Raw genomic sequence first — 26,563 nt, forward strand, 5'->3', positions numbered from 1 at the left:
CGAACACATGGCACAACAACCAGAAACTTGGCGCGCCGCGCGCCTGTCCGTTGCACCCATGATGGACTGGACCGACCGTCATTGCCGCTACCTGCACCGTCTGCTGTCAAAAGAAACGCTGCTGTACACCGAAATGGTCACAGCCCCGGCGTTGGTGCGGGGTGGGGCGGTGCATTTGCTTGATTTCAGTGAGGAGGAGCATCCGATTGCGCTGCAGCTTGGGGGTTCTGATCCTGAGGAGCTTGGTAAAGCCGCCAAGCTCGCACAAGCGCGCGGCTATGATGAGATCAACCTCAACTGCGGCTGTCCAAGTGATCGGGTGCAGTCTGGCACCTTTGGTGCGGTTTTGATGCGCACGCCGGATCTGGTCGCCGATTGCATGAAGGCCATTCAGGATGCTGTATCGGTGGAAGCCACGGTGAAATGCCGCATTGGGGTGGACGATCAGATCCCCGAAGAGGTGCTGCCCCACTTTATAGAGACCATGGCGAAGGCCGGGGTCACACGGATCTCTGTCCATGCACGCAAGGCCTGGTTGCAGGGGCTGAGCCCGAAAGAAAACCGCGACATTCCGCCACTGGATTACCCGCTGGTGCATCGCATGAAACAGGCCTTTCCCGAGCTGCATATTTCCCTGAACGGGGGCATTGAAACCCTTGAACAGGCAGAGCAACACCTGGCGCAGGGCCTGGATGGGGTGATGATCGGGCGTGCGGCTTATCACACGCCGTCTGATGTGCTTTGTGCCGCCGACCGTCGTATCTTTGGCACTGGTGACGACAGCGATCCAATTGAGGTGGTGCAGCAAATGCTGCCCTATATCGAGGCGCACCTTTCCCAAGGTGGCAAGTTGCATCAGGTGACGCGCCATATGCTGGGCCTGTTTGCCGGCCGTCCTGGCGCGCGGGCGTGGCGGCGCTATCTGTCTGAACATGCCACGGCTAAATCTGCCGGGCCGGATACGGTCTTGGCTGCGCTTGCGCATGTGACACAGTCCGCCGCCTGAGGCGCGGGGCAGGCGCAGTTTGGTCACGGCTGCGTGACGCAGCGCAGGCCCACTTTGGCATTGCTTGCAGCAGGGCAGAATTTCGGCTTTACCTTCGCGCGCGAACAACCTGCGGAGCCAACGATGTCCCAAGATCCAGCCCTTCTACTACAAATGCTTGCGCTTTTGCTGGCCATTGGCGCGCTTGCGGGCGTCTTGGCCGGCTTGTTGGGCGTGGGCGGCGGCATTGTGCTTGTGCCTGCGTTTTTTTACGCCTTCTCCGCACTTGGCTACGACGGGCCGCAGCTGATGCAGATCTGTCTGGCAACCTCTCTGGCAACCATCATCGTGACGTCGCTGCGCTCTGTCGCGAGCCACAACAAAAAAGGCGCGGTAGACTGGGAGATCCTGCGCGGCTGGGCTCCCGGTATTGCGGCTGGGGCAATCATTGGTGTGATGGTGGCGGCCAACCTACGCTCGGTGACCTTGCAGATCGTCTTTGGCTGTCTGGCGCTGGTGATTGGCGCCTACATGGGGCTTGGCAAAGCGCATTGGCGCCTCGGCCAAGAGATGCCCAAAGCGGCCAAGCGGCTCACACTCAGCCCGGCTGTGGGCTTTCTGTCTGTGTTGATGGGCATCGGTGGCGGCAGTTTTGGCGTGCCGCTGATGACGCTGTTTAACGTGCCGATCCACCGCGCCGTGGCCACGGCAGCAGGTTTCGGCGTGACCATTGCGGTGCCTGCGGTGATCGGCTTTCTGTTTGTGGAGATTGACCCGGCAAGCCGTCCGCCTTTGACCTTGGGGGCGGTCAATCTGGTGGCCTTTTTCATCATCATTGCAATGACTTTGATAACTGCGCCTCTGGGCGTGAAACTGGCGCATGCCATGGATCCCAAGCCGCTCAAACGTGTGTTTGCGGTGTTCCTGACCTTGGTTGCGCTAAATATGCTGCGAAAGGCCTTCGGATGGTAAGTGTCTCGCTGGAGCGCGGTTGGGCCAAACTGCCTTACGATGCTGCCGTGCAGGATTGGGCCAAAACCGCCTGGCAGGCGGGGCAATTGGCGATGCGTAAGCCTGAGCATGCGCAGTGGTGGGATTGCGAAGACACTTGGTTCATTGGTGTCGATGCGCTGCCCAATGATGCCGCGGGCGCAATTGATGGTGGGGCGCCTCTGAGTGGCGCACCGGTCGAGGCCATCCGCGCACTTTATGGCACGGTGTTGCCATTGCATGCGGGGCAGCTGTCCGTCACCCGACCGGGCTATCCGCGGCCACGTTTGGGCGAAACGGAAGTGGGGTTCCGCTATCGCCAGAACCGCGACGCAGCGCATTTGGATGGGTTGCAGAAAGGCGAGGATGGCGGGCGCTATATTGCAGAACCTCACGCCTGGATCCTTGGGTTGCCGCTGACGCAAAACACGGCTGAGCAGGCGCCGCTGGTGATCTGGGAAGGCAGCCATAACATCCTGCAAGCCGCACTGCGCGACGCGCTGTCAGACGTGCCCGAAACGGCCTGGGCGCAGACCGACATTCGCGTCGCCTATCAGGCTGCGCGCAAACAGGTTTTTGAAACCTGCAAACGCGTGACGGTCTGTGCAAACCCTGGCGAAGCAATCCTGATGCACCGGCTCTGTCTGCATGGGGTTGCAGCGTGGTCGGGTGAGTCGGCGGCGCAATCTGAAGAAGAGTGTCGCGCGATTGCCTATTTCCGCCCAATCCTGCCTGAAGGAGCCACGCGGTGGTTGGAAAATCCCTGAGAGGGGGCAGTGTGTGCCCTTTCTCGCAGAGAATTGGCGTTTTTTGAGCAGATTGTGTTAGCTTTGGAAACGGCCGTTAACTAATCATTTATTTTCCTAAAGATTGTGTATAATTTTGACCTATATCTCATAGAGAGTATTTTGTCAGAGGCATAGGGCTATGGAATTACTGTTGTTGTTGGGGCTTGCCGCGGTCGGCGGTGTTTCAATGTTGGATGATGGATCTGAGGATGACGCTGGTGCAACAGGCGGCGAAACTGGATCAGAGGCGGCTGACATCAACGGTGACGACACCATGACAGGCGGGGAAAGTGACGATCGCCTTCAGGGGGGCAAGGGCAACGACCTTCTAAATGGCCTGTTGGGTGACGATACACTCTTAGGTGGTGGTGGCAATGACACGCTGCTGGGAGATGAAGGTGACGATATTCTGGCAGGTGGCGACGGACTTGACCGGCTGGATGGCGGGGAAGGTGGTGACACCCTTCGCGGTCAGGATGGGAATGACAAATTGCTGGGACGCGCCGGGAATGACCTGCTAGCAGGCGGGAACAGTTCCGATACACTAGAAGGTGGTGACGGCAACGACACGCTTGATGGTGGCACAAATGACGACCGGATTTTGGGCGAAGATGGAGCCGACAGTCTACTTGGGGGCTGGGGCGAGGATACTCTGCTCGGCGGCGATGGCAACGATGTTCTGAATGGCGGCTTGCATGATGACCGAGCTGAAGGGGGGGGCGGTGATGACACCCTCTTGGGCGAAGATGGCGATGACACATTGTTGGGCAATCTTGGTGACGACGAAGTCAACGGCGGGATCGGCAATGACAGCCTGAAAGGAGGTTGGGGCGCTGATACGGTGATCGGTGGTGAAGGCAACGACAACCTCCATGGCGGCGATGACAATGACGCGCTCAGTGGTGACGCTGGCAATGATACTCTTGCAGGTGATCTTGGAGATGACACCCTAGATGGTGGTGAAGGCAACGATGTTCTTCTCGGCGTAAAAGAGCAAATTCGCGCTTCTGGCGATGTATTGGTCGACGAAAGTGATGCGGACATCCTCCGTGGTGGTGCGGGTGAGGACACATTGGTTCTTGGAACCAGTGACACAGCAGAAGGCGGCGATGGCGCAGATGTCTTCCAAACGGGGCAGTGGGTGGATCCAGACAACCTGCCACAGGTAACAGATTTCGCATCGGTAGAAGATGAGCTTGTGATTCTTGTCCCGCCGGGCACGATCGCGAGTGACATCACCGTAACGCCATCTGCAGAACTGGGCGAAAACTGGTTTACTGTGAGCTATGGGGATCAGGATGTGGCCGAGGTATTCGGCTCTGGTTTCACTGCAAGTAATGTCAGCGTTGTAGAAGACAGCCGCGTGGCACTTAGCTGACAAATATAGTGCCCCATGGTTCAATCATGGGGCAGTGTTCCGCGTTGAAAAATATGAGCGACCGCTCCTGGGCTTTAGAGCCCTTTACCCCTTCAGCCGTGCCGCGCGGCCGCCGCGCCGTTTTTTCAGGCGTGGCGCGCGGGTTGGCAGCTCGTCCATGATGGCACGGCGTTCATCGGATGTCATTTTCGACCAGCTTGTGATTTCACCAATCGTGCGCAGGCATCCGGTGCAAATCTTCTCTTCGGGATGCACAACGCATAGTTTAACGCAGGGGCTCTCCACCTCATTGCGTTGCCATACGGTGTCTTTGCTCACGTCGCGCTCCCCAGATGGTTCAAACGGTCCAACACTCCTTGCAGAATATACGATGCGGCCACATGGTCGATGACCTCTGCGCGACGTTTACGTGACGTATCCGCCTCCAGAAGCGCTCTTTCCGCTGCCACAGTGGACAACCGCTCGTCCCAAAAGCCGATAGGCACCGACACCAGCGGTGCTAGGTTGCGGGCAAAAGCACGGGTGGATTGGGCGCGTGGGCCTTCCGTGCCATCCATATTGCGTGGCAACCCCAAGATGATTCCGCCGACCGCGCGCTCATTGAGCAGTGTCACCAGCCGTTGCGCATCCACGCCAAATTTCTTGCGCTTCACGGTTTCAATCGGTGTCGCCACCGTGCGCAGCCCATCGCTGATCGCGACACCAATGGTCTTGGTGCCAAGATCGAGCCCCATCAGGGCGGTCATGGGGCTGAGCTGTGGGGCGAGCTCTTCGATGCTTTCGAAAATGGGGGTCATTGTAACAGTCCTGCTCTTTCAGCACCCGCGCGTACAATTTCCAGAGCTTCAGGTACAGAGGCAAAGACCTGCTGCGCCTCGGTCCAGATCGCCTGCGCACGGGCGGTTTCCCCCAGAACGCCATAGGCGCTGATCAACTGTGCCCATTCCTGCGGTGTGCCGCCCTCGGTCGCGAGCCGGTCAGAAAGCCCCGCGACCATGCTTTCAATCATCGCCTGTCGGTCTTCCGCCGTCAGCTCCTGCGCGGCGGCGACATCGTCTTCGGAGGGGCCAGCCACACCCGCATGTGGGGCAGGGGGCATTTTATAGTCCACACCCGCATACCAGGCGAGTTCAGAGATTGTGCTGCGGATCGCTGGCACCCAGGGGGCCTCCGCCGGGCTCTGGCGCAACACCTGATCCCACAGGCGGAAAGCGGCATCCGGGCGCCCATTTTGCCACATCATCAGGCCCAGATAATACCGCCCCAGATTGTTGAGCGGATCCAGCTGCAGCGCTGCGCGCAGGCTCGCCTCCGCCTCAGGGGAGACATAGTTCTGCGCCGCTGCAATCAGGAGGTTGGCATGCAACACATAGTCCCCTGCGGTGGCTGCATCACCCTTCAACGCGAGCACTTGCGCCTGCGCCGCATAGGCGGCTTTGTGGTTGCCCAGCGAGGATTCATTGCGCGCCAGAAGGCTCTGGCCGCGCAGATCATCAGGGTTTTCTGCCACAGCTTTACGCAGTTTTTCCATCAGCTCGGCAAATTCTGCATCCGGTTCAAGCGCCGGAGTTGGGGTTTGCTCCGCTTCAATCTCGGCCTGACTGGGCCGCGCCTTCATCTGCTCAGACAATGTTTCAAAGCGCACTTGCAAGGGCATGTCAGGATGCCCCGGCACCCCAAGCCACAGATAGAGCCCAAAGCTCGCTCCGATCACTGCAGTCACCAGAAGCGCGGCAAAAGCCTTTGTGCTGCCATTGGAGGTCTGCGCCTCGGCGTCGTGTTTTTGCATTTGCGCATCGGCTGCCAGAATGCGGCGCGCGATCTCTGTGCGCATCCGTTCGGCATCGTCTTCTGCAAGCACCCCCCGCGCCAGATCGCGGTCCACTTCTTTCAGCTGGTCACGATACACCCGCAGGTCATAAGCGGCGGGATGTTCTTCGTTTTCGCGACGTTTCAGCATCGCAACGGCAAGCATCGCTGCTGTTGTTCCAACCAGCGCAGTGGCAACAATCCAGAAAATCATGGGCTCTCCATAAGGTTGGCTTTCATGTAGTGTCGCCCAGCGGCGCGGAAAAGGGAAAATCCGCCATCTGGCACCCCATGTCGCAACCAAGCCTCAAATGGGCGCTTTATCCGCCGACGCCCTTTAACCAAAAAGACCATATACTCAGATAAGTACGCCTCATATCGGAATCACGCCTCATGAGAAGATATTCAGCCTTTGCTATCGCCCGCGAAGCCGCCCGCTACCACACTGGTTGGGAGCGCGCATGGCGGTCACCGGAACCCAAGAGAAAATACGATGTGATCATCGTTGGCGCAGGCGGGCATGGCCTCGCCACCGCCTTTTATCTGGGCAAGAACTTCGGCATCACCAATGTGGCGATCATCGAGAAGGGCTGGCTTGGCGGCGGCAACACCGGTCGGAACACCACGATCATCCGCTCCAACTATCTGCAGGATCCTTCTGCAGCGCTCTATGAAAAGGCGCGCTCACTTTATGAGACCATGTCTCAGGATCTGAACTACAACGTCATGTTCTCGCCACGTGGTGTGATCATGCTGGCGCAGACCGAGCACGAAGTGCGCGGCTATCAGCGCACCGCACATGCCAACGCCCTGCAGGGTGTGCAGACCGAATTCATCGGCCCTGAGCGTGTGAAAGAGCTGGTGCCAATCATCAACCTTGATGGTCCACGCTACCCGGTTTTGGGTGGTCTCTGGCAGGCGCGCGGCGGCACAGGCCGTCACGATGCGGTGGCTTGGGGCTATGCCCGTGCCTGCTCTGACATGGGCATGGACATCATCCAGAAATGCGAAGTGACCGGCGTGCGCCAAGAAGGCGGCAAGGTCACCGGCGTGGACACCACCAAAGGTCCGATTGACTGTGACAAGCTTGGCCTTGTTGTGGCGGGCAACTCCGGTGATCTCGCCAATATGGCGGGCTTCCGTCTGCCGATGGAATCTGTTGCGCTTCAGGCGCTGGTGTCTGAGCCGATCAAACCCTGTATGGATGTGGTTGTGATGGCCAACACCGTGCACGGCTATATGTCTCAGTCTGACAAAGGCGAGATGGTGATTGGCGGCGGCACAGACGGGTTCAACAACTACACCCAGCGCGGCAGCTTCCATCACGTTGAGGAAACCGTGCGCGCATTGGTCGAAACCTTCCCGATGGTCAGCCGCCTGAAAATGCTGCGCCAGTGGGGCGGCATCGTGGATGTGACCGGCGATCGCTCTCCGGTGATTGGCAAAACCCCGCTGGGCAACTGCTTCATCAACGCAGGCTGGGGCACCGGCGGCTTTAAAGCCATTCCGGGCGGCGGCTGGGCGACAGCCGAGTTGATCGCCAAAGGCGAGCCGGGTCCGCTGTCTGCGGAATTTGGTATGGAACGTTTCATCGAAGGCCGCTTCATCGACGAAAGCGTCGCGGCTGGCGTGGCACACTAAGGAAAGGGTGCAGATATGCTGACACTTCAATGCCCCTATTGCGGCGTCTGGGCCGAAGAAACTGAACTGCACGCCGAGGGCGAGGCGCACCTGAAGCGCTTCGGTCCCGGCTCCAGTGACGATCAGTTCGAAGGCTATCTCTTCATGCGCGAAAACCCAAAGGGCGTGCATTTTGAGCGCTGGCGCCACTCCAACGGCTGCGGCAAGTTCTTCCATGCGGCGCGGTGCACCACGACTTTGCAGGTGTTTGGCACCTATTCGGCCCAAACATTGGAGCCCCCGCAAGAGATCAAGGACAAAATCAGCGAAACATACCCCGGCTGGAGCTGGCGCGAGTTTTCCTGATTTACCCTCTGCTGAAATATGCCCGCCAGAGGCATCTGGCGGATCAACCCACACAAAGGGCTGACACATGAGCACAAGACTTTCCACAGGCGGGCGCCTGCTCAATCGCTCCAAACAGGTGAGCTTCACCTTCAACGGCAAGCAGATGGCTGGCTATGAAGGCGATACACTGGCCTCGGCACTTCTGGCCAACGACCAGATGTTGATGGGCCGGTCGTTCAAATACCACCGTCCTCGCGGCGTTGTGGCCTCTGGTGCCGAAGAACCAAACGCTTTGGTCAACCTCGGGCAGGGCGGCAAATTTGAGCCCAACCAACGCGCCACCACCACAGAGCTGTTCAATGGTCTGTCTGCAACGTCGCAGAACCACTGGCCCAGCCTTGAGATGGACGTGGGCGTGGTCAACAACTACGCCGCGCGCTTCCTGCCTGCGGGTTTTTACTACAAAACCTTCATGGCGCCTGCGGCTGCGTGGAAACATGTGTTTGAGCCGATTGTGCGCCAGTCTGCCGGCCTCGGCAAAGCGCCCAAAGACCGCGACGCAGATCGCTATGAGCATTTCTATGCCTTCTTTGATGTGGTTGTTGTGGGCGGCGGCATCGCCGGTCTTCAGGCGGCGAAAGCCGCAGGCGAAGCCGGTGCCAAGGTTCTCTTGATGGAGCAAACCGCCCATTGGGGTGGCCGCGCTGCTGTTGACGGCGGCACCGTCGATGGCCAGGAGGCGGCAGACTATATCGACGCCACCGTTGCAGCGCTTGAGGCGATGGACAATGTCACCCTGCGCAACCGCATGATGGGGGCAGGGGTCTATGACCACGGCTACGTGCTGGGCTATGAGCGCATCACCGACCACGCCCCGCTTCTGGATGGCCCGCGTCACCGTCTGTGGCGCATCCGTGCCAAACAGATTGTGACAGCCACAGGTGCGATTGAACGCCCGCTGTCTTTCGCAGGCAACGACATTCCCGGCGTGATGCTGGCCAGTGCCCTGCGCGACTATGTGGTGAACTTCGGTGTGTCCGCCGGTGACCGCACAGTGGTTGTGACCAACAATGACGACGCCTATCGCACCGCGATTGCGCTGAAAAAGGCAGGTCTGGAAGTCCCCGCTGTGATTGATGCCCGTCCCGCAGGCGGCGGCGCGCTGATGGAAGAGGCCAAAAACCACGGCATTCGTGTCGAGGTTGGCAAGGCCATCGCCAAAGTCAAAGGCGGCAAACGCGTGACCGGTGTGGCGCTCTGCGCACAGGCTGGCGAAGGCGCAGTTCTGGAAGAGCTGTCCTGTGACGCGGTGGCCATGTCCGGCGGCTGGTCTCCGGTGGTGCACCTCTGGTCCCACTGCGGCGGCAAACTGATCTGGGACGAGGCGCAGGCCCATTTCCGCCCGGATACCTCCCGTGCGCCCACCAGCCACGATGGCAAGCCATTTGTCGCCACCGCTGGCAGCGCAAGCGGCCCACTTGGTCTGGCTGAGGTTCTGGCAGACGCCCATGCTGCAGGTGCGGCAGCCGCAGCGGCCACCGGCGCAGAGGGTGCGGCTTCCGCAGCCCCAACCGGGGAGAGCACCGCAGAAGCCGCGATGCAGGCCGTGTGGCTGATGCCACAGGGTGCTGGCCCGAAACTGCGCATGAAAGCGTGGCTCGATTATCAGAACGACGTGAAAGTCTCAGATGTGCGTCTGGCGGCACAGGAAGGCTATGAAAGCGTCGAACACACCAAGCGTTACACCACGCTTGGCATGGCAACAGATCAGGGTAAGTTGAGCAACATCAACGGCTTGGCGGTTCTTTCTGATGCGTTGAACCAGCCAATTCCAGCCACTGGAACCACCACGTTCCGTCCGCCATACACCCCGATCTCCATGGGGGCGATTGCCGGGGAAGCCCGCGACGAAGTGTTCCAACCGCTGCGCCGCACCCCGATCCACGATTGGCACGAAGCCAACGGCGCTTTCTTTGAGCCCGTCGGCCACTGGCGGCGTCCTTACTGCTTCCCGCGCACTGGCGAGAGCCACGCAGAGGCGGTGACCCGCGAGATCCGTCAGACGCGCGACAGCGTCGGCCTGCTCGATGCCTCGACACTGGGTAAAATCATCGTCAAGGGCCCGGATGCGGGCAAATTCCTCGACATGATGTACACCAACATGATGTCCACGTTGAAGCCGGGCAAATGCCGCTATGGTCTGATGTGTAACGAGAACGGCTTCCTGATCGATGACGGCGTGGTCGCGCGCATCGATGATGAGACCTTCCTGTGCCACACCACCACCGGCGGGGCAGACCGCATTCACGGCTGGATGGAAGACTGGCTGCAATGTGAGTGGTGGGACTGGAAAGTCTACACCGCCAATGTGACCGAGCAATATGCACAGATCGCCGTTGTGGGCCCCAACGCCCGCAAAGTGATCGAGAAACTCGGCGGTGAGATGGACGTCTCCAAAGAAGGCCTGGCCTTCATGGAGTGGAAAGACGGCAAGATCGGCGCATTTGACGCCCGCGCTTACCGGATCTCCTTCTCTGGCGAGCTGTCCTATGAAATCGCAGTGCCAGCCAGCCAGGGCCGCGCCTTCTGGGATGCGCTTCTGGACGCGGGCAAAGAGTTCAACATCATGCCTTACGGCACTGAAGCGTTGCACGTGATGCGGGCTGAAAAAGGCTTCATCATGATTGGGGATGAAACCGACGGCACCGTGATCCCACAGGATCTCAACATGCAGTGGGCGATCTCCAAAAAGAAAGAGGATTTCCTCGGCAAACGCGCCCAAGCGCGTGACCATATGGCGTCCGAGGATCGCTGGAAGCTGGCGGGTTTTGAAACGCTGGATGGCTCGGTCATCCCGGATGGCGCTTATATCGTGGCGGATGGCAGCAACGCCAACAACCAGCGCAACGTGCAGGGCCGTGTGACCTCCACATATTACTCGCCCACCTTGGACCGTGGCATTGCCATGGGCCTGATCCACGGCGGTATGAAGCGCCTCGGCGATGTTGTGGCCTTCAACAAAGTGGACGGCGGCACAGTAGAGGCCAAAGTGATCGATCCAGTGTTCTATGACAAGGACGGGGAGAAGCAGAATGTCTAATGCAGTGAGCGCGCTCTCCGGCGCAAAATCCCAGGGCTTCGCAACGGTTGAGGAAACCGGCCTGCGCGGCATGATCACTCTGCGCGGCGATCTCGCCAGCGCAGAGATTGCCTCGGCTGTCAAAGCAGCCACCGGTGCAGAGGTGCCCGCACAGCGCAAAGTGTCTGTTGGGGACAAAGGCGCGGTGGCGTGGATGTCTCCTGACGAGTTGCTGGTGATTGTGGCTTATGACGATGCCCTGTCAGTGACCGCACAATTGACCGAGGCGCTCGCGGGCGTGCACTCGGCGGTCACCAATGTCTCTGACGCGCGTGCGGTGTTCCGCATCTCTGGCGATGCCAGCCGCGATGTGCTGGCCAAAGTGGCCCCCGTGGATTTCGCCTCTGACGCCTTTGGCGTGGGCGACATGCGCCGCACCCGCATTTCGCAGGTGGCCGCCGCCATCTGGGGCAATGAGGACGGCAGCTTTGAGGTCATCTGCTTCCGCTCCGTGGCGCAATATGTCTTTGACGTGCTGCGCATCTCCGCCGCAGAGGGCGGTGAGGTCGGCTTTTACGCAGACTGATCCGATGTCTTTCTGACATCGGCTGACGAAGAAACCGGATCAGGGCTTTCATGGCCCTGACCCCAATCCCAAGACACGGCGCGGGGTTAGGACGCTGTGATTTCGACAAGTTATTCTCTTTGCACTTGACGTTACCTGCCATTCGCCCCCATCTGTCATCACATAAAATTCGCGCAACAGAAGAGGACGCTGCAATGGCTTTCGAACTTCCCGACCTTCCTTATGCTCACGACGCTCTGGCCGACAAAGGCATGTCTGCAGAAACCATGGAATTCCACCATGACCTGCACCACAAAGCCTATGTTGATAACGGCAACAAGCTGATCGCTGGCACCGAGTGGGAAGGCAAAACGATGGAAGAGATCATCGTTGGCACCTACGACGCAAACGCCGTGGCGCAAAACGGCATCTTCAACAACATCTCCCAGCTGTGGAACCACAACCAGTTCTGGGAAATGATGGGCCCAGGCGAAAGCAAAATGCCAGGTGAGCTGGAAGATGCGCTGAAAAAGACGTTTGGCTCCATCGAACAGTTCAAAACCGAGTTCGCCGCAGCGGGCGCAGGTCAGTTCGGCTCCGGCTGGGCATGGCTCGTGAAAAACGCAGACGGCTCTCTGGCAGTGACCAAAACCGAAAACGGTGTGAACCCACTGTGCTTCGGCCAGACCGCGCTGTTGGGCTGTGACGTGTGGGAGCACTCCTACTACATCGACTACCGCAACAAGCGCCCAGCGTACTTGGACAACTTCCTGAACAACCTGGTGAACTGGGAAAACGTCGCATCCCGGATGTGATCGTTTGACCCGCAGAGGTTTCATCAAAGGCCTGCTGGGAGCGATCCTGGCAGGCTTTTTTGCAGCCACATATGGATTTTTTGTAGAGCCAGCGCTGCGATTGCGTATCAAGCGATGGCGCATAAGGCGCGCGGATTGGTCTGCACCGCCGCTCAAAATTGCCGTGCTTGCCGATTTGCATGTCGGCGAACCCTTTGTTGGTGCCAAACGCGTCACCCGACTGGTGAAACGCATCAACGCGCTCGACGCTGATCTCGTGCTTCTGCTGGGGGACTATGCCGCTGGTCACCGCTTTATCACAGCACCCGTCTCTATTTCCGAGATTGCTCCTATTTTAGGGCAATTGCAGGCCAAGCAAGGTGTGTTTGGTGTGCTGGGCAATCATGACTGGTGGGACGATCTAAGTGCTCAGAAGCGGGGTGGAGGTCCAAACTTGTATGCTGAGGCGTTGAAAGCACAGGGCATCGGCATGCTGTCCAATCAATCTGTGAAGCTGGACGCTGCGGGCATATGGCTTGCGGGTCTTGAAGATCAGCTTGCTCTCTATGGTAAAGAAGCAGGTATTCAAGGGTTGGATGACCTTCCTGCCACTCTTGCACAGATCGAAGACGATGGCGCGCCGGTGGTACTCATGGCGCATGAACCTGATATTTTTACTAAATTGCCTCAACGCATAGCGTTAACTTTGAGCGGCCATACTCATGGTGGGCAGGTTCGCCTGTTTGGTTGGTCTCCAATAGTACCCTCACGATATGGCAATCGGTTTGCCTATGGGCATGTGCACGAGCAGGGTCGCGATCTGGTCGTTTCAGGCGGTATTGGCTGCTCCATCATGCCCGTGCGATTTGGTGTGGTTCCGGAGATAACGGTGGTTGAGATCTCCAGTTAGAACACGAACCGGATAAGCATCTTCTCGCCGGTGGGCGCGCCATGCGAGCCGCCTCTTATTGAATAGGGCGGTGGCGTCCTTATCTTCTGAACATGGGAGGAACGCAGAGTATCAATCAACAATACCGCAGGTCTTCCCTTTTGTTTTCTGTGAAATCGAGAGGAGTTCATCGATGGGTATCGTGTCAAAAGGCACTTGGGTTGTTGTTGCAGATGGTGAAAAGGCGTTAATTTACAAAAACGTGGCCACCGCTTTTGATCCTCGATTCCGATTGGTTACCTCGCTCACATCGCAACACCTTGATCAGCAGATTGCTTCAGATCGCCCCGGGCGTCGCACGGACGGGGGGCCGGGGCAGAAATCCGCGATGGAACAGACCGATCAACAGCGCCGCGCTCTGACCCGGTTTGCCCAGGATCTTGCGGAGCGTTTGCTGCAACAGGAACGCCGGGACAAATATCCCAAGTTGGTGCTCGTGGCTGCGCCGCAGGTTATGGGTGCCTTGCGTCGTTGTCTGCACAAATCGGTGCTTAACAAAGTGGTTGCACAGATTGATAAAACCCTGACCAATCACAAACGCGAAGGGCTCGAACGGGTGCTCAAGTCAGAGCTCGTCGCGGTCTGACGGGCTTGCCCATATGGCGCTACACATCTGGCGCATCTGACCTGTGTGCGTTCTTCTTTCAGGCGAACGCACACCTCGCTGAGAATATACTTGATTAAAAGTATCAGATTCACATATTTGGTCCAGAATTGGTATTTCAGAGCAGGATCAACTATGCCCAGACCTCAACCCAGAATGCTCGAAGTGCTGCGCACAGAGATGGTGACCCCCAATATGAGGCGCGTGGTGTTTGGCGGGCAGGAGATCACCACGATCCCCGAAGGCTATGAAGGTGGCTATATCAAGCTGATCTTTCCCGATGCGCCGCACAGCACCCCGGATCGAGTGGTGATGCGCACCTATTCTATTCGCGCATTTGATGCCGAAAAAGGAGAGATGGCGGTGGATTTTGCCCTGCACGGCGACGCAGGCGGGCTGGCCACCGATTGGGCTATGACGGTGCAGCCGGGTGATCGCATCCTGATCGGCGGGCCGGGTTCAGTGAAAATGGTGGATCCTGCGGCAGATTGGGTCATGCTTGCGGGTGACATGACCGCGATCCCGGCGCTGATGTGCAACTTTGAGCGTCTGACGGCAGACACCAAAGGCTATGTCGTGATTGAAATCACCTCAGAGGCGGACAAACAGGATCTGAACCTGCCAGACGGCATTGAGCTGCATTGGGTGATCAATCCTGCGCCGGAAAAGCTTGAGGGCAAGCTGGTGGAACAGATCAAAGCGCTGCCATGGCTTGAGGGCCAGGTCAGTGTCTGGACCGCATGTGAGTTTGACAGCATGCGCGCGCTGCGCAGCTACTATCGCACGGATCGCGGCGTGGGCCGCGACCAGATTTATCTCTCAAGCTACTGGCGGGCAGGGCGCACGGAGGATCAGCACAAGGTCGACAAACAGGTCGACAGCGCCAAAGCCGCCTGAAGCTTAGGCAAGGGCAGTGTCGAGCATCGCCTGAAGCTCCGCCACATCGCCCGCGACCTGCACAAAATCGCGCAAGGAGGCATCCGCAAAGCCTTGCGCGATCACATGGTCCACAAGCCCCATCAACGGGTCCCAGAAGCCGTTCACATTCAGCAGCACAATGGGTTTGGCGTGCAGCTTGAGTTGTCGCCATGTGAGCACCTCAAAGAACTCATCCAGCGAACCTGCGCCCCCCGGCAAAACCACAATCGCATCACAATTCATAAACATGACTTTTTTGCGCTCATGCATGTTTTCGGTTACGATGAAATTGGTCAGGTCGGTTTTGCCCACCTCCCATTCCAGCAGGTGTGTTGGGATCACGCCGAAGGTCTCTGCACCAGACGCCTGCGCCGCGTTTGCCACGGCGCCCATCAAGCCCACGTCACCCGCGCCGTAAACCAATCGCCAGTTCTTTTCGGCAAAGCTTGCGCCAAAGGCTTCTGCGGCCGCCTGATAGGCCGCATCAGTGCCGGAACGTGAGCCGCAAAAGACACAGATCGAGCGTGTAGCCATGAAATTCTCCAATATCATCAATGCTGTTTTGACCACAAATAGAGGGGTTGATACTGTCTCTCAACCGAGAGAACGACAGAATTTGGGGGTTTGTCGGCGATGACAGAGAAAGCGTCAGGTCTGGGCGGAAATGTTGCCTGGGTGGCCGGAATTGTGGTGGCGATGGGCGTGTCTGTCTATGCGTTGGTGGCCAGCGGTGTGCTTGATGGCAGCGCGGTGGAGGACACAAGCGAGGCCATCACTCAAAGCGCCCCTGCGCCAGAAACCACAGCAGAAACCACAGCAGTAACCGTTGCGCAGACTCCGGCCGAAGACGTCACCGCCTCTGAAGCCGTTGAAACAGAAAATCCTGCATCCGCGGCATCCACGGCAACCACCGACGCGCAAGACGGCGCAGAAGCTGTGACAGCCCCAAGCTTTGATCTCGTGCGCGTGGATGCCGAGGGCAACACCGTAATCGCGGGGGCGGCTGCCCCAAATGCGATTTTGGCCATTCTTCTGGATGGCGTGGAAATTGCGACCTCTCCAGCCGACAACACCGGCCAGTTTGCCGCGATCCTCTCCATCGCTCCCAGCGAAGCGCCACGCGTGCTGTCGCTGATTGAGCGGCGTGACGCAGGTGATGTGCCCTCTGATGCCACTGTGATCGTGGCGCCCGTGCTGTCTGTTGCCGCTCCAGTTGCAACAAACACCGAGCAGACAGCAGCAGCCAGTGAAGATGTGGCCAGCATTGCCGCAGAGGATGCGTCTGCACCGGACGCCGCAGAAGATATCGCAGAAGATACCGCAAAAGACACCGTTGAAACAGCCGCGGCTGACACGGCTGCACCTGCCGCCAAAGCGCCCGCTGTGATCGTGTCTGATTCTGACGGGGTGCGGGTTCTGCAACCTGCCACTGCCGCAGATACCGCGCCAGAGGTTCTGGCGGCCGTCTCCATCGATTCCATCAGCTACACAGACACAGGGGCCGTGATGGTCTCTGGCCGTGGCGCAAAGGGCCGTGTTGTGCGGCTTTACCTGAACAATGATCTGGCTGCAGAGGCCGCGATTGATGACACGGGCATGTGGACCAGTCAGCTGTCGGATGTAGCGGGTGGTCTTTATGAAATGCGCGCTGATGAGGTGGATGACAGCGGTAAAGTGACCTCGCGCATCCTGACACCGTTTAAGCGCGAAACACCTGAAACCGTGGCCCGCGCGCGTGCGCAGGCCGATGCCACCGCTGCCGATCAGCCCACAATTGCGTCGCAAGGGGCCTCTGAGGGCAGTGCGCCAGCGGCTGAAGCAACGCCTGAAACCACAGCAGAGGCAAGCGCAGAAGCGCAGCAGCCAACCCCACCGGCGCCACCAGCAGGGGATGAAGCGGTCGAAACTCCAGCGGAGGAGGGTGCCGACACGGCCTCGACCACTGCGCCCGTTGAGACTGCACTGGCGGACACCGCGGACACACAGAGCAGCGCGCCAACCTCGGCTGCCACGGAAACAGCCGCCACTGAGTCAGTTACCACTGAGACCGAGAGCGTGCCGCCAGCCGTCGCGGCAGAAAACACCGCGCAACCTGCGCAGCCAACAGCAGAAGACACCACTGCGCTGGCCAGCGCGACCGAAGACGCACCAGTGGCGCAAAGCGCGGACACTGCAGACAGCACGCCTGCCGTGGCAGCCCCCGCGCAACCCGATGTCGCCGTCTCTGAGGATGTCGCGCAGCCCGCTGTTCAAATCGTGACGGTTCAGCCGGGCTCAACCCTCTGGGCGATTGCGCGCGACAATTATGGCGAAGGGCTTTTGTATCTGCGCGTCTTCGAAGCCAACAAAGAGAAAATTCTCAATCCAGATCTGATCTATCCGGGCCAAGTCTTTACGGTGCCGGAACAATAACCGTCTGATCGCAGCGCGGGGGGTGGCAAGTTCCCCGCCCAATGCTTAAGTTTGCCCAGCTCACCCACAAGCAAGGCAAGCAGCATGTCAGACACCAACATCAGCAATCGTGAGCAGGCGCAGGAAGAGCGCCGTTCCAACATGCGGATCATTCGCAGCGTGCTGCCTTACATCTGGCCAAAGGGCGAGACAGGGCTGCGCGTGCGCGTGATCTGCGCGATTCTGGCGCTGGTGATGGCCAAAGTTGTCGCAGTGTTCACCCCCATGCTTTACAAAAGCGCGGTGGACACATTGGCAGGCGAGGGCGTGCCGGTGCTTGCGCTTGGCGCGGTGGGGCTGACGCTCGCTTATGGCACCAACCGGCTGTTGGCGGTGGGCTTTGATCAGCTGCGGGATCTGCTTTTTGCCAAGGTCAGCCAGCGCGCACTGCGCCGATTGGCGCTCACCACATTCCGGCACATTCATGCGTTGAGCCTGCGCTATCACCTGACGCGACGCACGGGCGCGCTCAGCCGGATCATGGATCGCGGCGTCAAAGGCGTGGCCTTTCTGCTGCGGTTTTTGCTGTTTTCCATCGGGCCTCTGTTTTTAGAGCTGATTATGATCTGCTCTGTGCTGGCCGCGCTGTTTGACTGGCGCTTCCTCGTCGTCGTAGCAGGCACCATGGTGGTCTATGTCTGGTTCACCTTTGCGGTCACCGAATGGCGCCTGCGCATCCGCCGCGTGATGAATGACCGCGACAATGAGGCCAGCCAACGCGCGATTGACAGCCTGCTGAACTTTGAGACGGTGAAATACTTCGGGGCTGAACGGCGCGAGGCCGCCCGTTATGATGAGGCGATGGCAGGCTATGAAGCCGCCGCCGTGAAAACCACCAACTCGCTTGCGGCAATCAATTTTGGACAGGCGTTTATCATCAACGCGGGGCTGGTCGCTGTTATGGCCATGGCCGCCATGGGGGTTGCTGATGGTGAGTTCACAGTGGGCGACTTCGTGATGGTCAACGCCTACATGCTGCAGGTGATTGCGCCCTTGAATTTCTTGGGGTTTGTTTACCGTGAAATCCGCCAGAGTCTGATGGACATGGGGCAGATGTTTGATCTGCTGAACGACAACGCAGAGATCGCGGACAAACCAGACGCCAAAGAGCTCAAGGTATCAGGGGGCCATATCTCCTTGGAAAACATCGCTTTCGGCTATGAAGACGACCGCGCCATTCTGAAAGATGTGAGCCTTGATGTGCCGGGCGGACAGACAGTGGCCATTGTTGGCGCGTCAGGCTCCGGCAAATCCACCATCGGGCGGCTTTTGTTCCGGTTTTATGATGTGCAGGACGGCGCGCTGCGCATCGACGGGCAAGACGTGCGCGATGTGACTCAGGAAAGCCTGCACAATGCCATTGGTGTTGTGCCTCAGGACACGGTGCTGTTTAACGACACCATCCGCTACAACATTGGCTATGGCCTTGCCGGGGCCAGCGAAGCAGAGATCATCGCCGCCGCGAAATCTGCGCAGATCCATGATTTCATCACCGCGCTGCCTGACGGTTATGACACCATGGTTGGTGAACGCGGCCTGAAGCTCTCCGGCGGGGAAAAACAGCGTGTTGGTATCGCGCGCACGCTTTTGAAGAACCCGCCGATCCTGTTGCTGGACGAGGCCACCTCTGCGCTCGACACTGAAACCGAGCAGGGCATCAAAGAGGCGCTGGCGCGCGCCGGTGAGGGCCGCACTGTGATCACCATCGCCCACAGGCTTTCTACCATTGCAGAGGCCGACCGCATTGTCGTGCTGGAGCAGGGTGAGGTGATTGAGCAGGGCACCCACGCAGCTCTCTTGGAACAGCAGGGCCGCTACGCCCAACTCTGGGCGCGCCAACAGGCCGATGAGGACGCCGCATAGAGCGCACAAAGGCATTTCGACCAGCCGACGTCTCAGGGTGATCGTCGTCTCCGCAGGCGAAGTGGCGTCCTGCGCATAGGGCAGGCGGGTGCATCCGTTGTTGTCACATCCCCCTGCGGCAAGCGGGCACAGAGCCCCCACACCAAATCTATTGTGTGGCGCGGTTGAAACGGTGATGTTGCAACCATGGCTATAGAAACTGAGTTTTCCTTCGCGGCGCTGCCCGGTCCCGCCCGGCGTCACATTCGGGTGTTTCAGACACACCAGTTTCTGGATCGTTTTGCGATGGGTTTGACGGTTGCGGTTGTGGCGCTGGCGTTGACAGACCGTGGCATGGATCTTGTGCAGGTTTCGCTGCTCTTTGGGGTCTATTCGCTCACCACCATGACAATGGAGTTGCCCTTTGGTGGTCTGGCAGACAGCATCGGACGCAAACCGGTTTTTCTGGCAGCAGTCATTGCCAGCCTTCTGTCGCTTGCGCTGTTCCTCTCAACCCGCGACTTCTATGTTCTGGCGCTCTCCTTTGCCTTCATCGGATTTGGCCGCGCGCTGCGCTCGGGCACGTTGGATGCATGGTTTGTAGAAACCTTTCAGACAGCTGCGCCCCATGTGGATGTCCAGCCCGCGCTGGCCAAAGCGCAGTCAGCCAATGCCATCGGATTGGCTGTTGGCGCTGTTCTTGGCGGGTTTCTACCGGATGTCTTCGGTGGCTTTGCACAAAGCCACGGTTTCAGCGCCTATGATGTCTCTTATGCAGCAAGCTTCGCCGTGATGCTTGGGGTGTTTCTGTTCACGCTCTTGGCGATTGAGGAACCTGCGCGCCCTGTGAACTTTGCTGCGCTCAGGCAAGGATTTGCAGATGTCCCCACGGTGATCAAAGACGCCTCTCTTCTGGCTTTAAAACATCCAACCCTGTCCCTGCTCTTGGCCGCATTGGCGTTTTTCCTTATGGCAACCAACCCGGTTGAGGTGATCTGGCCAACCTTCGCCAAACCAATGTTGCAGCAGGGCTATGCAAACACCGCCATCGGGGTGTTGACCGCGACCTACTTCTTCTCGATTGCGTTTGGCGCCGCTCTGTCGCCCTATGTCAGCAAGATCTTCAAACGACAGCACGCGCTGACCCTGGCGGCGACCTTCATCTGCCTCGCAGCGGTGCAAATCGCGCTGGCACTGCAGGGTGGGATCTTTGGCTTTGCGATCGTCTTCGGCCTGTATTCAGTGTGCCTTGGCATCAGCGAGACCCCCGCCAGCAGCATTCTGCACCGCTGCGTTGACGACCGTCAGCGCTCAACCATGCTCTCTCTGAAATCACTCATCCAACAGCTGGGCGCCGCACTCGGATTGGTGGCCGCCGGGGCCATTGCAGAGATCTACACAACCCCTGTGGCTTGGATGGTTGGTGCTGTGTTTCTTTTCATAGCCGCGCTCCTTGCGCTGGTTTTGGCCAAAAGGCTGACCAGAGAAGACTGAAGTCCAACTCAAATACCGGCATGTTGGCAAAGGCGACCGGTCATTGTTGCTGGGAAAACGCCACTATCCATTATCAATGGCAGGGCATCTTCCTTGCGGCACCGCGCGTCGAAGGGTCCGATTGTGTGTAGACATGTTGTTGCCCTTCTCCAATGCAATGCCTGGCCCCGTTACTAGAACGCGATATTTGCATCCAGCAAAAAGCGCGTCGTGAAGTTCTCCTCTGGAGGGGCCAAAGATATGAAGCCAAGCTGACTGAGGAAGTTCGAAACTACCATGGTCAGACATGATAAGGCCGCAGTAATCTAATGCGTTCTGCGGTATGCTGGATCTGTACTTGGGCCATATTTTATTGAGTCTACGGGACGCTCTTTTCCGACAGTCTCGAGCAGTGTCGACCATCGTGATTGTCACAACGGCTGTCTGCCGAATGAAAAGAGATGGAAAGGCCGTTGCGCTTATCAAGGCGAAGAGAAGAAGGGCCATAACCAACGCCAAACGGCTAAGGGCGACAAGTTTCTGGCGCTGCGGTTGCTGCGCTGAATTCAAGATATGTCTCCCCAAACCCCTACTTCATCAAGGCAATCTTGACCGCCCCCTGAATAGAAATGTGTCGGTGAAATGAGGCCAAAATATGTACCGATCGGCACCGTCTGTGTACTCAAGTGTGCTTCGTATCTGCACCGCAGGGAACGGATCATAACCAAAAAACAAAAGCCCCGCGAGCATAGCGGGGCTTTTGCTAGATTTGGTTTCTGACGGCTCACTCTGCGGCTTGAACACCGCTTGCGTCAGGGGTGTCATTGGCGGCTGCTTTGGCCCCCATACGCGGCGCTTCAACCTCCGGTGCGAGCTCGGTTGGATCGAGTGCCTCGTCATCTGTCTTGCGCGGTTTCGTCTCAAACGCGGCATCATCCCAAAGCAGCACAGGGTGCTTTACCTTGCGGGCTTCACGGCGCAGGGCCCAGTCCTGACCTGCGCGCGAGGCGCGGCCCATGGACAGACGGGCGAGCAGCTGCATCAGCCAGCCAAAATAGGTGCTTGCCCAGACCCGCAGCGCCAGCATCGACGGGGTGAACACCAGCGTCAGCACCGTGGCAATCCCCAGACCAAAGACCACCGCCGTGGCCAGCTGTTTCCACCAGAGCGAGGTCGGGCTGTCGATCGAATAGCCGCCATTGAGGAAATCAAGGCTCAGGCCAAACATCATTGGCGCAAGACCCGCCATGGTGGTGATGGTGGTCAAAAGCACCGGGCGAATGCGGCTTTGCGCGGTGCGCACAATCGCCTCAATCCGGGGCATGTATTGGCTGTATTCCTGATAGGTGTCGATCAGAACAATGTTGTTGTTCACCACAATCCCCGCCAGCGCGACAATGCCGGTGCCGGTCATGATGATGGAGAAGGTCTGATCCATCACCAGCATGCCAACCAGCACGCCAGCCGTAGACAGAACCACCGCCAAAAGAACGAGAACCGCATTGTAAAAACTGTTGAACTGCGCCAGCAGGATCACAAACATCAGCCCCAAAGCAGCAGAGAAGGCGCTGGTGAGGAAGGCACCAGATTCCTCCTGCTCTTCCTGATCCCCGGTCCATTCCCAGCTGACAGAGCTGTCAAAAGGATTGGTTTCCAACCACGTGGTCAATGCTGCAATACGCTCCGTTGGGGTCACCGGCACTTTGCGCGCGCCGTCTGTCAGAGCCGTGCGTACGTCATTCACGCTTTCCGCTTCAAGCAGAGTGAAGATTTCATAGCGTTCGCCGGTGTCTGCGGTGATCACATCTCCGGTGGGCACGTTGCCTTCGACCACTTCACGCACCAATGCATGGGCCACGATCTCTTCGCCATCCCCAGTCTCAAGCTTGATCAGCCCCGGCTCGATATCCGCCTTCACGTCATAGAAGCGTTCCTGATCAATGCGGCTGATGGAGGCGCGTTTCTTCACCGGGGTGCGGGTGATGAAGTTGGACAGTGGCACAAGACCCTCGTTGGTGCGCACCTTGATGCTGTCCAGCGTTGACAGCACGCGGTCATCCTCTGGCAAGCGCAGGCGGATTTCGATCTCCTCGTCGCTGCTGTCCACACGCATCGTATCAAGCAGGATACCGCGGGTGACAAGCTGCACCATCGCGCCCACGGTTGCCACATCCGCGCCATAGCGCCCGGCTTTTTCCACATCTACGTCGATCTGCCAGTCGATGCCGGGCAGGGGCAGTGTGTCCTCCACCAATGTCAGACCGGGGGTGGATTCAAAGGTGTCTCGGGCGGCGAGTGCTGCGGCATTCAGACCATCCCAGCCATCACCACGCAAACGCAGATGGATCGGCTTGCCTGATCCCGGACCCTGTTCAATCGGTTTGGTTTCCACAAAGAATCCCGGCAGAAGCGCGAGCTCTGCGTTCAACTCGTCAAGCACACGGTTGCCCGCAAATTCCGGCGCGGTGACCTCACGTTCCAGTAAGTCAAAGAACCATTTTTCGCGCACAGTTGGGCGTTCATCCCATGGAATGATCTCAAACTGCACCTGACCGATGGTGTCTGGTGGGGTGTTTTCACCGCCGCCCGGTCCACCTGTGTCGAGACCGCCTTCACCCGCGAAGGAGAACACATTCACAACCGCAGGGTGGGCCATGATGATCTCTTCAGCCGCGCGCACCATGGCGTCTTTTTCTTCCAGCGACAGGTTCCCGCGCGCCCGTACAAAGGCAGAGGCTTGCTCTGGCTCGGTCTCCACAAAGAACTCAACGCCGTTGTTGTTTTCGCCAAAGTAGTTGATCACGCTAAAGACTGTGAAAATCACCGCCACGATGGCCACGATTGGCATGACCGGATTTCCAACGATAAAGCGGATCAGATGGCCAAAGGCGTTCAGCCGGAACCCACTCTGTATGCCTGACTGTTTGAAGCGCAATTCTGCCGCGCTCAGCGTGATAGACGCCGCAAAGGCTGACAGCACGAACAGAATGCCGCCTACCAACAGAGGTGCCATGCCGCCGCTGCCCTCTGGCAGCAAATAGGCCGGGTTGAGAATCTGCATCACGCCTGAGAACATGCCCCACAGCGCCACAGGCACCATTGCGGCTCGGACCACCCAAGGCAGCCGGCCGCGCAAAGCCTCAGAGGCACGCGCAAACATCCGGCTCATGCGACCCGAAATACCGCCGACAACAGGCAGATAGATCAGCGCGACGAGCAGCGAAGCTGACAGAACAAAAATCATCGTCACGGGCAGCATACCCATGAATTCACCGGGCACACCGGGCCAGAACAGCATGGGGAGGAATGCACAGAGCGTGGTCGCCGTGGAGCTGACAATCGGCCAGAACATGCGCTGCGCCGCCTCCACATAAGCGTGCATCGGGCCGGTGCCTTCTTTGATGCGTTTGTCGGCGTATTCCACCACCACAATCGCGCCATCCACCAGCATGCCAACCGCAAGGATCAGGCCGAACATCACCATATTGGAGATGGTCACGCCCATCACCGCAAGGAACGCGAAACACAGCAGGAATGACGCGGGAATGGCAAAGCCCACGAGCATCGCTGCGCGGCTGCCCAGAGCCGCCAGAATGACAATCATCACCAGCGCAACAGCGGTCAGCACAGAACCTTCAAGCTGGCGCACCATCGAGCCAACCGTGCGGCTTTGGTCGTTAGACGTGCCCACCTGAACCGCCGCATTCAGCTCCTCAGGCCAGCTTTTCTGTGCTTCTGCCAGCGTGGTTTTGATCTGCTCCACCGTATCGATGATGTTGTAGCCTTTGCCCTTCACGATCTGCAAAGCGACGGTTTTCTCACCATCAAACCGCGCGGTGCCGGCGCGGTCTTCAAAGGTAAAGTTGATTTCGGCCAGATCCCCCAGCGTGATCACCCGGTCGCCATTGGTTTTGACAGGCAGCGCATAAATGTCCTGCACACCGTCAAAGGAGGAGGGGATCTTGACAGAGAATGTGCCCTGCGCGGTATCCACTTCGCCCGCCGCGATCAGCTGGTTGTTGTTGCGCACAACATTGATCACTTCCAGCGCGGTGATGTTGTAGGATTCCAGCCGCAGCGGGTCGATCACCACCTCAACCATTTCATCACGATTGCCCGCAATCGGGGCTTCCAGAACCGCATCAATCGCTTCGAACTCGTCTTGCAGGTCTTTGGCAAGGCGCGCCATTGTCCGCTCAGGCACATCCCCGGTCAGGTTTACGATGACAATCGGAAATTCCGAGAAATTGATCTCCGTGATCGTGTATTGCTCTGCACCATCAGGAAAATTTGCCTGCGCGGTGTTCATGGCGTCGCGCACATCAGCAATGGTTGCACTCTTGTCCCAGCCAAAATCAAACTCCAGGAGCAGTGAGGCGTGGTTTTCAGAGGCGATGCCCGTCATCTGGTCCAGACCATCCAGATCGACCGCCTCTGTCTCCATGGGTTTCACCAGCAGGCTTTCCGCGTCTTCTGCCGAAATTCCGGGGAAACTCACCGACACATAAAGGATCGGAATGTCGATGTCTGGCTCACCTTCTTTGGGCAAGCTTTTGTAGGACAGCGCGCCGATCACAAGGGAAATGGCGATGAACGCCAGAATCATACGGGCGCGTTCAGAGGCCCAGGTGATGGCGCCTGTCATCAGTTCACCTCCCGATAGGTTGGATTGACCTCTACGCCGGTTGTCACGAATTCTTGACCGACCACAATCACGTTGGCCATCTCCGGCAACCCGCCAAGCCAGACACCATCGGTGCCATCGCGCAGAATGTCTGTGGCCGCAAAGAACACTTCGTTGTTCTCATCCACAAGACGCACACCCAAAGTGCCCTCGTCATTCAGCGTCAGCGCAGATTGTGGCAAGAGATGCGCGGCGGCACCATCAGCAGAGATGGCGATCTCTGCCGTCTGGCCATCGCGAATGCTCAGGTCCGGGTTTGGCACCGCAATCTCAACCCGGAAGGTGCGGGTGGTTTCATCTGCGGAGCGCGACACAAAGGTCACCTGGCCGGCGACCTGTTGTCCGGTCGTCAGACGCGCTTCTGCCAGGGCCCCTTCATAGACGCGAGAAATCTCCGTTTCCGGAACAAACCCAACAATGCGGATCGGGTCCAGACGCAGAACAGTTCCACAGAGGGTGCCTTGCTGCATCAAGCTGCCAAGCTCGGCGGTTTTGCTTTCCAGCAGCCCATCAAACGGCGCCGTGATGGTAAGGCGTTCGATTTCTTTCTCGGCGGCAGCCACAAGCGCCATCGCTGATTCGATTCCGGCCTGTGTCGACTCAAGTCCTGAGGTCGCAGACTGAACCGACGCCTCAGCCGCCCGCACACTTGCGGCGGCGCTGGCAACACGGGTTGAGGACGCAAAGCCGCCTTCGGAAAGCTTGCGGGCCGCATTGTCGTTGATCAAAGCCTCTTCAAGGCGGGCTTCAGCTTCAATTTTTGCGGCTTCGGCGCTGGGGATTCGCGCTTTGGCTTCGCTCAATCTTGCGCGTGCCTCTGCAAGCACCGCCTCTCGGGTGCCCACATCAAGGCGGCAAAGCTGTTGTCCCGCGCTGACGCTGACGCCGCGGCGCAGCGGCTCTGAAATCACCAGCCCGGCTGTTTCCGCACGCACTTCCACTTCGCGATCGGCTTGGGTTTCTCCGCGCAGGATCACCGCACTGTCGATCTCACGCGCTTCACTGCGCAACGCCACAACCCGGATCAGCGATTTGTCTTGGGCGGCAGGATCGGGCGACGCGTCACCTGTGTCTTGCGCAGAGGTGATCGTTTGTGAAGAGGCGTCGGCCTCTGCATCTGATAGATCAGTGTTGCCACTGGCAAATGCCAAAAGGCGCTCGCGCTCTACCACGATCATAAAAAGAAAACCCGTGACCAAGATCGCGGTGAGGAACGGAATTAGTCGCATCTGCTGTTCCCTGTGTGTTTGGGGCGCTTTGCACGCACACGAAATATTGAGCGATAT

General features: G+C 58.6%; 21 protein-coding genes. 15 read left to right on the top strand and 6 right to left on the bottom strand.

Annotation, left to right across the window (positions count from 1 at the left end; translation table 11 throughout):
- Positions 1 to 7: 7 nt before the first annotated feature.
- The 4 genes from dusA to J7413_RS00065 all read left to right on the top strand — a co-directional run bounded on the left by dusA (position 8) and on the right by J7413_RS00065 (position 4,141).
- Positions 8 to 1,006: a tRNA dihydrouridine(20/20a) synthase DusA gene (gene dusA / locus J7413_RS00050; protein WP_209095265.1), complete on the top strand. Its 999-nt coding sequence runs from the start codon at positions 8 to 10 to the stop codon at positions 1,004 to 1,006.
- Between the two features lie 123 nt (positions 1,007 to 1,129).
- On the top strand, positions 1,130 to 1,957 hold the full coding sequence (locus J7413_RS00055) for a sulfite exporter TauE/SafE family protein (RefSeq protein ID WP_209095267.1): 828 nt from the start codon (positions 1,130 to 1,132) through the stop codon (positions 1,955 to 1,957).
- Positions 1,951 to 2,742 carry a hypothetical protein gene (locus J7413_RS00060; protein ID WP_209095269.1) on the top strand — a complete coding sequence of 264 codons (792 nt, stop codon included), beginning with the start codon at positions 1,951 to 1,953 and terminating at the stop codon, positions 2,740 to 2,742. The genes J7413_RS00055 and J7413_RS00060 overlap by 7 nt, the downstream gene beginning before the upstream one ends.
- Positions 2,743 to 2,902: 160 nt before the next feature.
- Complete coding sequence (locus tag J7413_RS00065) at positions 2,903 to 4,141, top strand: calcium-binding protein (protein ID WP_209095271.1); 1,239 nt, start codon at positions 2,903 to 2,905, stop codon at positions 4,139 to 4,141.
- Positions 4,142 to 4,225: 84 nt separating this feature from the next.
- Here J7413_RS00065 and J7413_RS00070 read toward each other — a convergent pair whose 3' ends face one another.
- Genes J7413_RS00070 through ccmI form a run of 3 tightly spaced genes read right to left on the bottom strand, consistent with a single transcriptional unit; the run spans position 4,226 to position 6,164 of the window.
- Entirely contained in the window at positions 4,226 to 4,459 is a 234-nt protein-coding gene (locus tag J7413_RS00070; protein WP_209095273.1) for a DUF1289 domain-containing protein, read from the bottom strand.
- Positions 4,456 to 4,938 (bottom strand): Holliday junction resolvase RuvX, encoded by a 483-nt coding sequence (gene ruvX / locus J7413_RS00075; protein ID WP_209095275.1) that lies wholly within the window; start codon positions 4,936 to 4,938, stop codon positions 4,456 to 4,458. Before ruvX ends, J7413_RS00070 begins: the two co-directional genes overlap by 4 nt.
- The gene (ccmI, locus tag J7413_RS00080; RefSeq protein WP_209095278.1) at positions 4,935 to 6,164 is read right to left on the bottom strand and encodes a c-type cytochrome biogenesis protein CcmI; all 1,230 of its coding nucleotides are present in this window, start codon (positions 6,162 to 6,164) and stop codon (positions 4,935 to 4,937) included. Before ccmI ends, ruvX begins: the two co-directional genes overlap by 4 nt.
- 179 nt (positions 6,165 to 6,343) lie before the next feature.
- On the opposite strand from ccmI, the gene J7413_RS00085 reads away from it, so the two are divergent.
- The 8 genes from J7413_RS00085 to J7413_RS00120 all read left to right on the top strand — a co-directional run bounded on the left by J7413_RS00085 (position 6,344) and on the right by J7413_RS00120 (position 14,806).
- Positions 6,344 to 7,591 carry a sarcosine oxidase subunit beta family protein gene (locus J7413_RS00085; protein WP_209095280.1) on the top strand — a complete coding sequence of 416 codons (1,248 nt, stop codon included), beginning with the start codon at positions 6,344 to 6,346 and terminating at the stop codon, positions 7,589 to 7,591.
- Between the two features lie 15 nt (positions 7,592 to 7,606).
- Entirely contained in the window at positions 7,607 to 7,936 is a 330-nt protein-coding gene (locus J7413_RS00090; protein WP_209095282.1) for a sarcosine oxidase subunit delta, read from the top strand.
- A 67-nt stretch (positions 7,937 to 8,003) separates the two neighbouring features.
- Positions 8,004 to 11,018: a sarcosine oxidase subunit alpha family protein gene (locus J7413_RS00095; RefSeq protein WP_209095284.1), complete on the top strand. Its 3,015-nt coding sequence runs from the start codon at positions 8,004 to 8,006 to the stop codon at positions 11,016 to 11,018.
- A complete protein-coding gene (locus tag J7413_RS00100) occupies positions 11,011 to 11,583 on the top strand; it encodes a sarcosine oxidase subunit gamma family protein (protein ID WP_209095286.1) in 573 nt (190 codons plus the stop codon). Before J7413_RS00095 ends, J7413_RS00100 begins: the two co-directional genes overlap by 8 nt.
- A 194-nt stretch (positions 11,584 to 11,777) precedes the next feature.
- Positions 11,778 to 12,377, top strand: coding sequence for a superoxide dismutase (locus J7413_RS00105; protein ID WP_209095288.1), 600 nt, complete (start codon positions 11,778 to 11,780; stop codon positions 12,375 to 12,377).
- Positions 12,378 to 12,381: 4 nt separating this feature from the next.
- Positions 12,382 to 13,266 (top strand): metallophosphoesterase, encoded by an 885-nt coding sequence (locus J7413_RS00110; protein WP_209095290.1) that lies wholly within the window; start codon positions 12,382 to 12,384, stop codon positions 13,264 to 13,266.
- Between the two features lie 172 nt (positions 13,267 to 13,438).
- The gene (locus J7413_RS00115; protein WP_209095292.1) at positions 13,439 to 13,891 is read left to right on the top strand and encodes a host attachment family protein; all 453 of its coding nucleotides are present in this window, start codon (positions 13,439 to 13,441) and stop codon (positions 13,889 to 13,891) included.
- 153 nt (positions 13,892 to 14,044) lie between these two features.
- The gene (locus J7413_RS00120; RefSeq protein ID WP_209095294.1) at positions 14,045 to 14,806 is read left to right on the top strand and encodes a siderophore-interacting protein; all 762 of its coding nucleotides are present in this window, start codon (positions 14,045 to 14,047) and stop codon (positions 14,804 to 14,806) included.
- Between the two features lie 3 nt (positions 14,807 to 14,809).
- On the opposite strand, the gene J7413_RS00125 is transcribed toward J7413_RS00120, so the two are convergent.
- Positions 14,810 to 15,361 carry a TIGR00730 family Rossman fold protein gene (locus J7413_RS00125; protein ID WP_209095296.1) on the bottom strand — a complete coding sequence of 184 codons (552 nt, stop codon included), beginning with the start codon at positions 15,359 to 15,361 and terminating at the stop codon, positions 14,810 to 14,812.
- Positions 15,362 to 15,460: 99 nt separating this feature from the next.
- On the opposite strand from J7413_RS00125, the gene J7413_RS00130 reads away from it, so the two are divergent.
- From J7413_RS00130 to J7413_RS00140, 3 genes are all read left to right on the top strand, one after another.
- Positions 15,461 to 17,239 carry a LysM peptidoglycan-binding domain-containing protein gene (locus J7413_RS00130; protein WP_209095299.1) on the top strand — a complete coding sequence of 593 codons (1,779 nt, stop codon included), beginning with the start codon at positions 15,461 to 15,463 and terminating at the stop codon, positions 17,237 to 17,239.
- 84 nt (positions 17,240 to 17,323) lie between these two features.
- Entirely contained in the window at positions 17,324 to 19,141 is a 1,818-nt protein-coding gene (locus J7413_RS00135) for an ABC transporter ATP-binding protein/permease (RefSeq protein ID WP_209095301.1), read from the top strand.
- Positions 19,142 to 19,327: 186 nt separating this feature from the next.
- Positions 19,328 to 20,614: an MFS transporter gene (locus J7413_RS00140; protein WP_209095303.1), complete on the top strand. Its 1,287-nt coding sequence runs from the start codon at positions 19,328 to 19,330 to the stop codon at positions 20,612 to 20,614.
- Positions 20,615 to 21,377: 763 nt separating this feature from the next.
- Here J7413_RS00140 and J7413_RS00145 read toward each other — a convergent pair.
- Positions 21,378 to 25,238 (bottom strand): efflux RND transporter permease subunit, encoded by a 3,861-nt coding sequence (locus J7413_RS00145; protein ID WP_209095305.1) that lies wholly within the window; start codon positions 25,236 to 25,238, stop codon positions 21,378 to 21,380.
- Positions 25,238 to 26,506, bottom strand: coding sequence for an efflux RND transporter periplasmic adaptor subunit (locus tag J7413_RS00150; RefSeq protein WP_209095307.1), 1,269 nt, complete (start codon positions 26,504 to 26,506; stop codon positions 25,238 to 25,240). Before J7413_RS00150 ends, J7413_RS00145 begins: the two co-directional genes overlap by 1 nt.
- Between the last annotated feature and the right edge of the window lie 57 nt (positions 26,507 to 26,563).

The organism is Shimia sp. R10_1 (assembly GCF_017744095.1).
GTDB lineage: Bacteria > Pseudomonadota > Alphaproteobacteria > Rhodobacterales > Rhodobacteraceae > Shimia.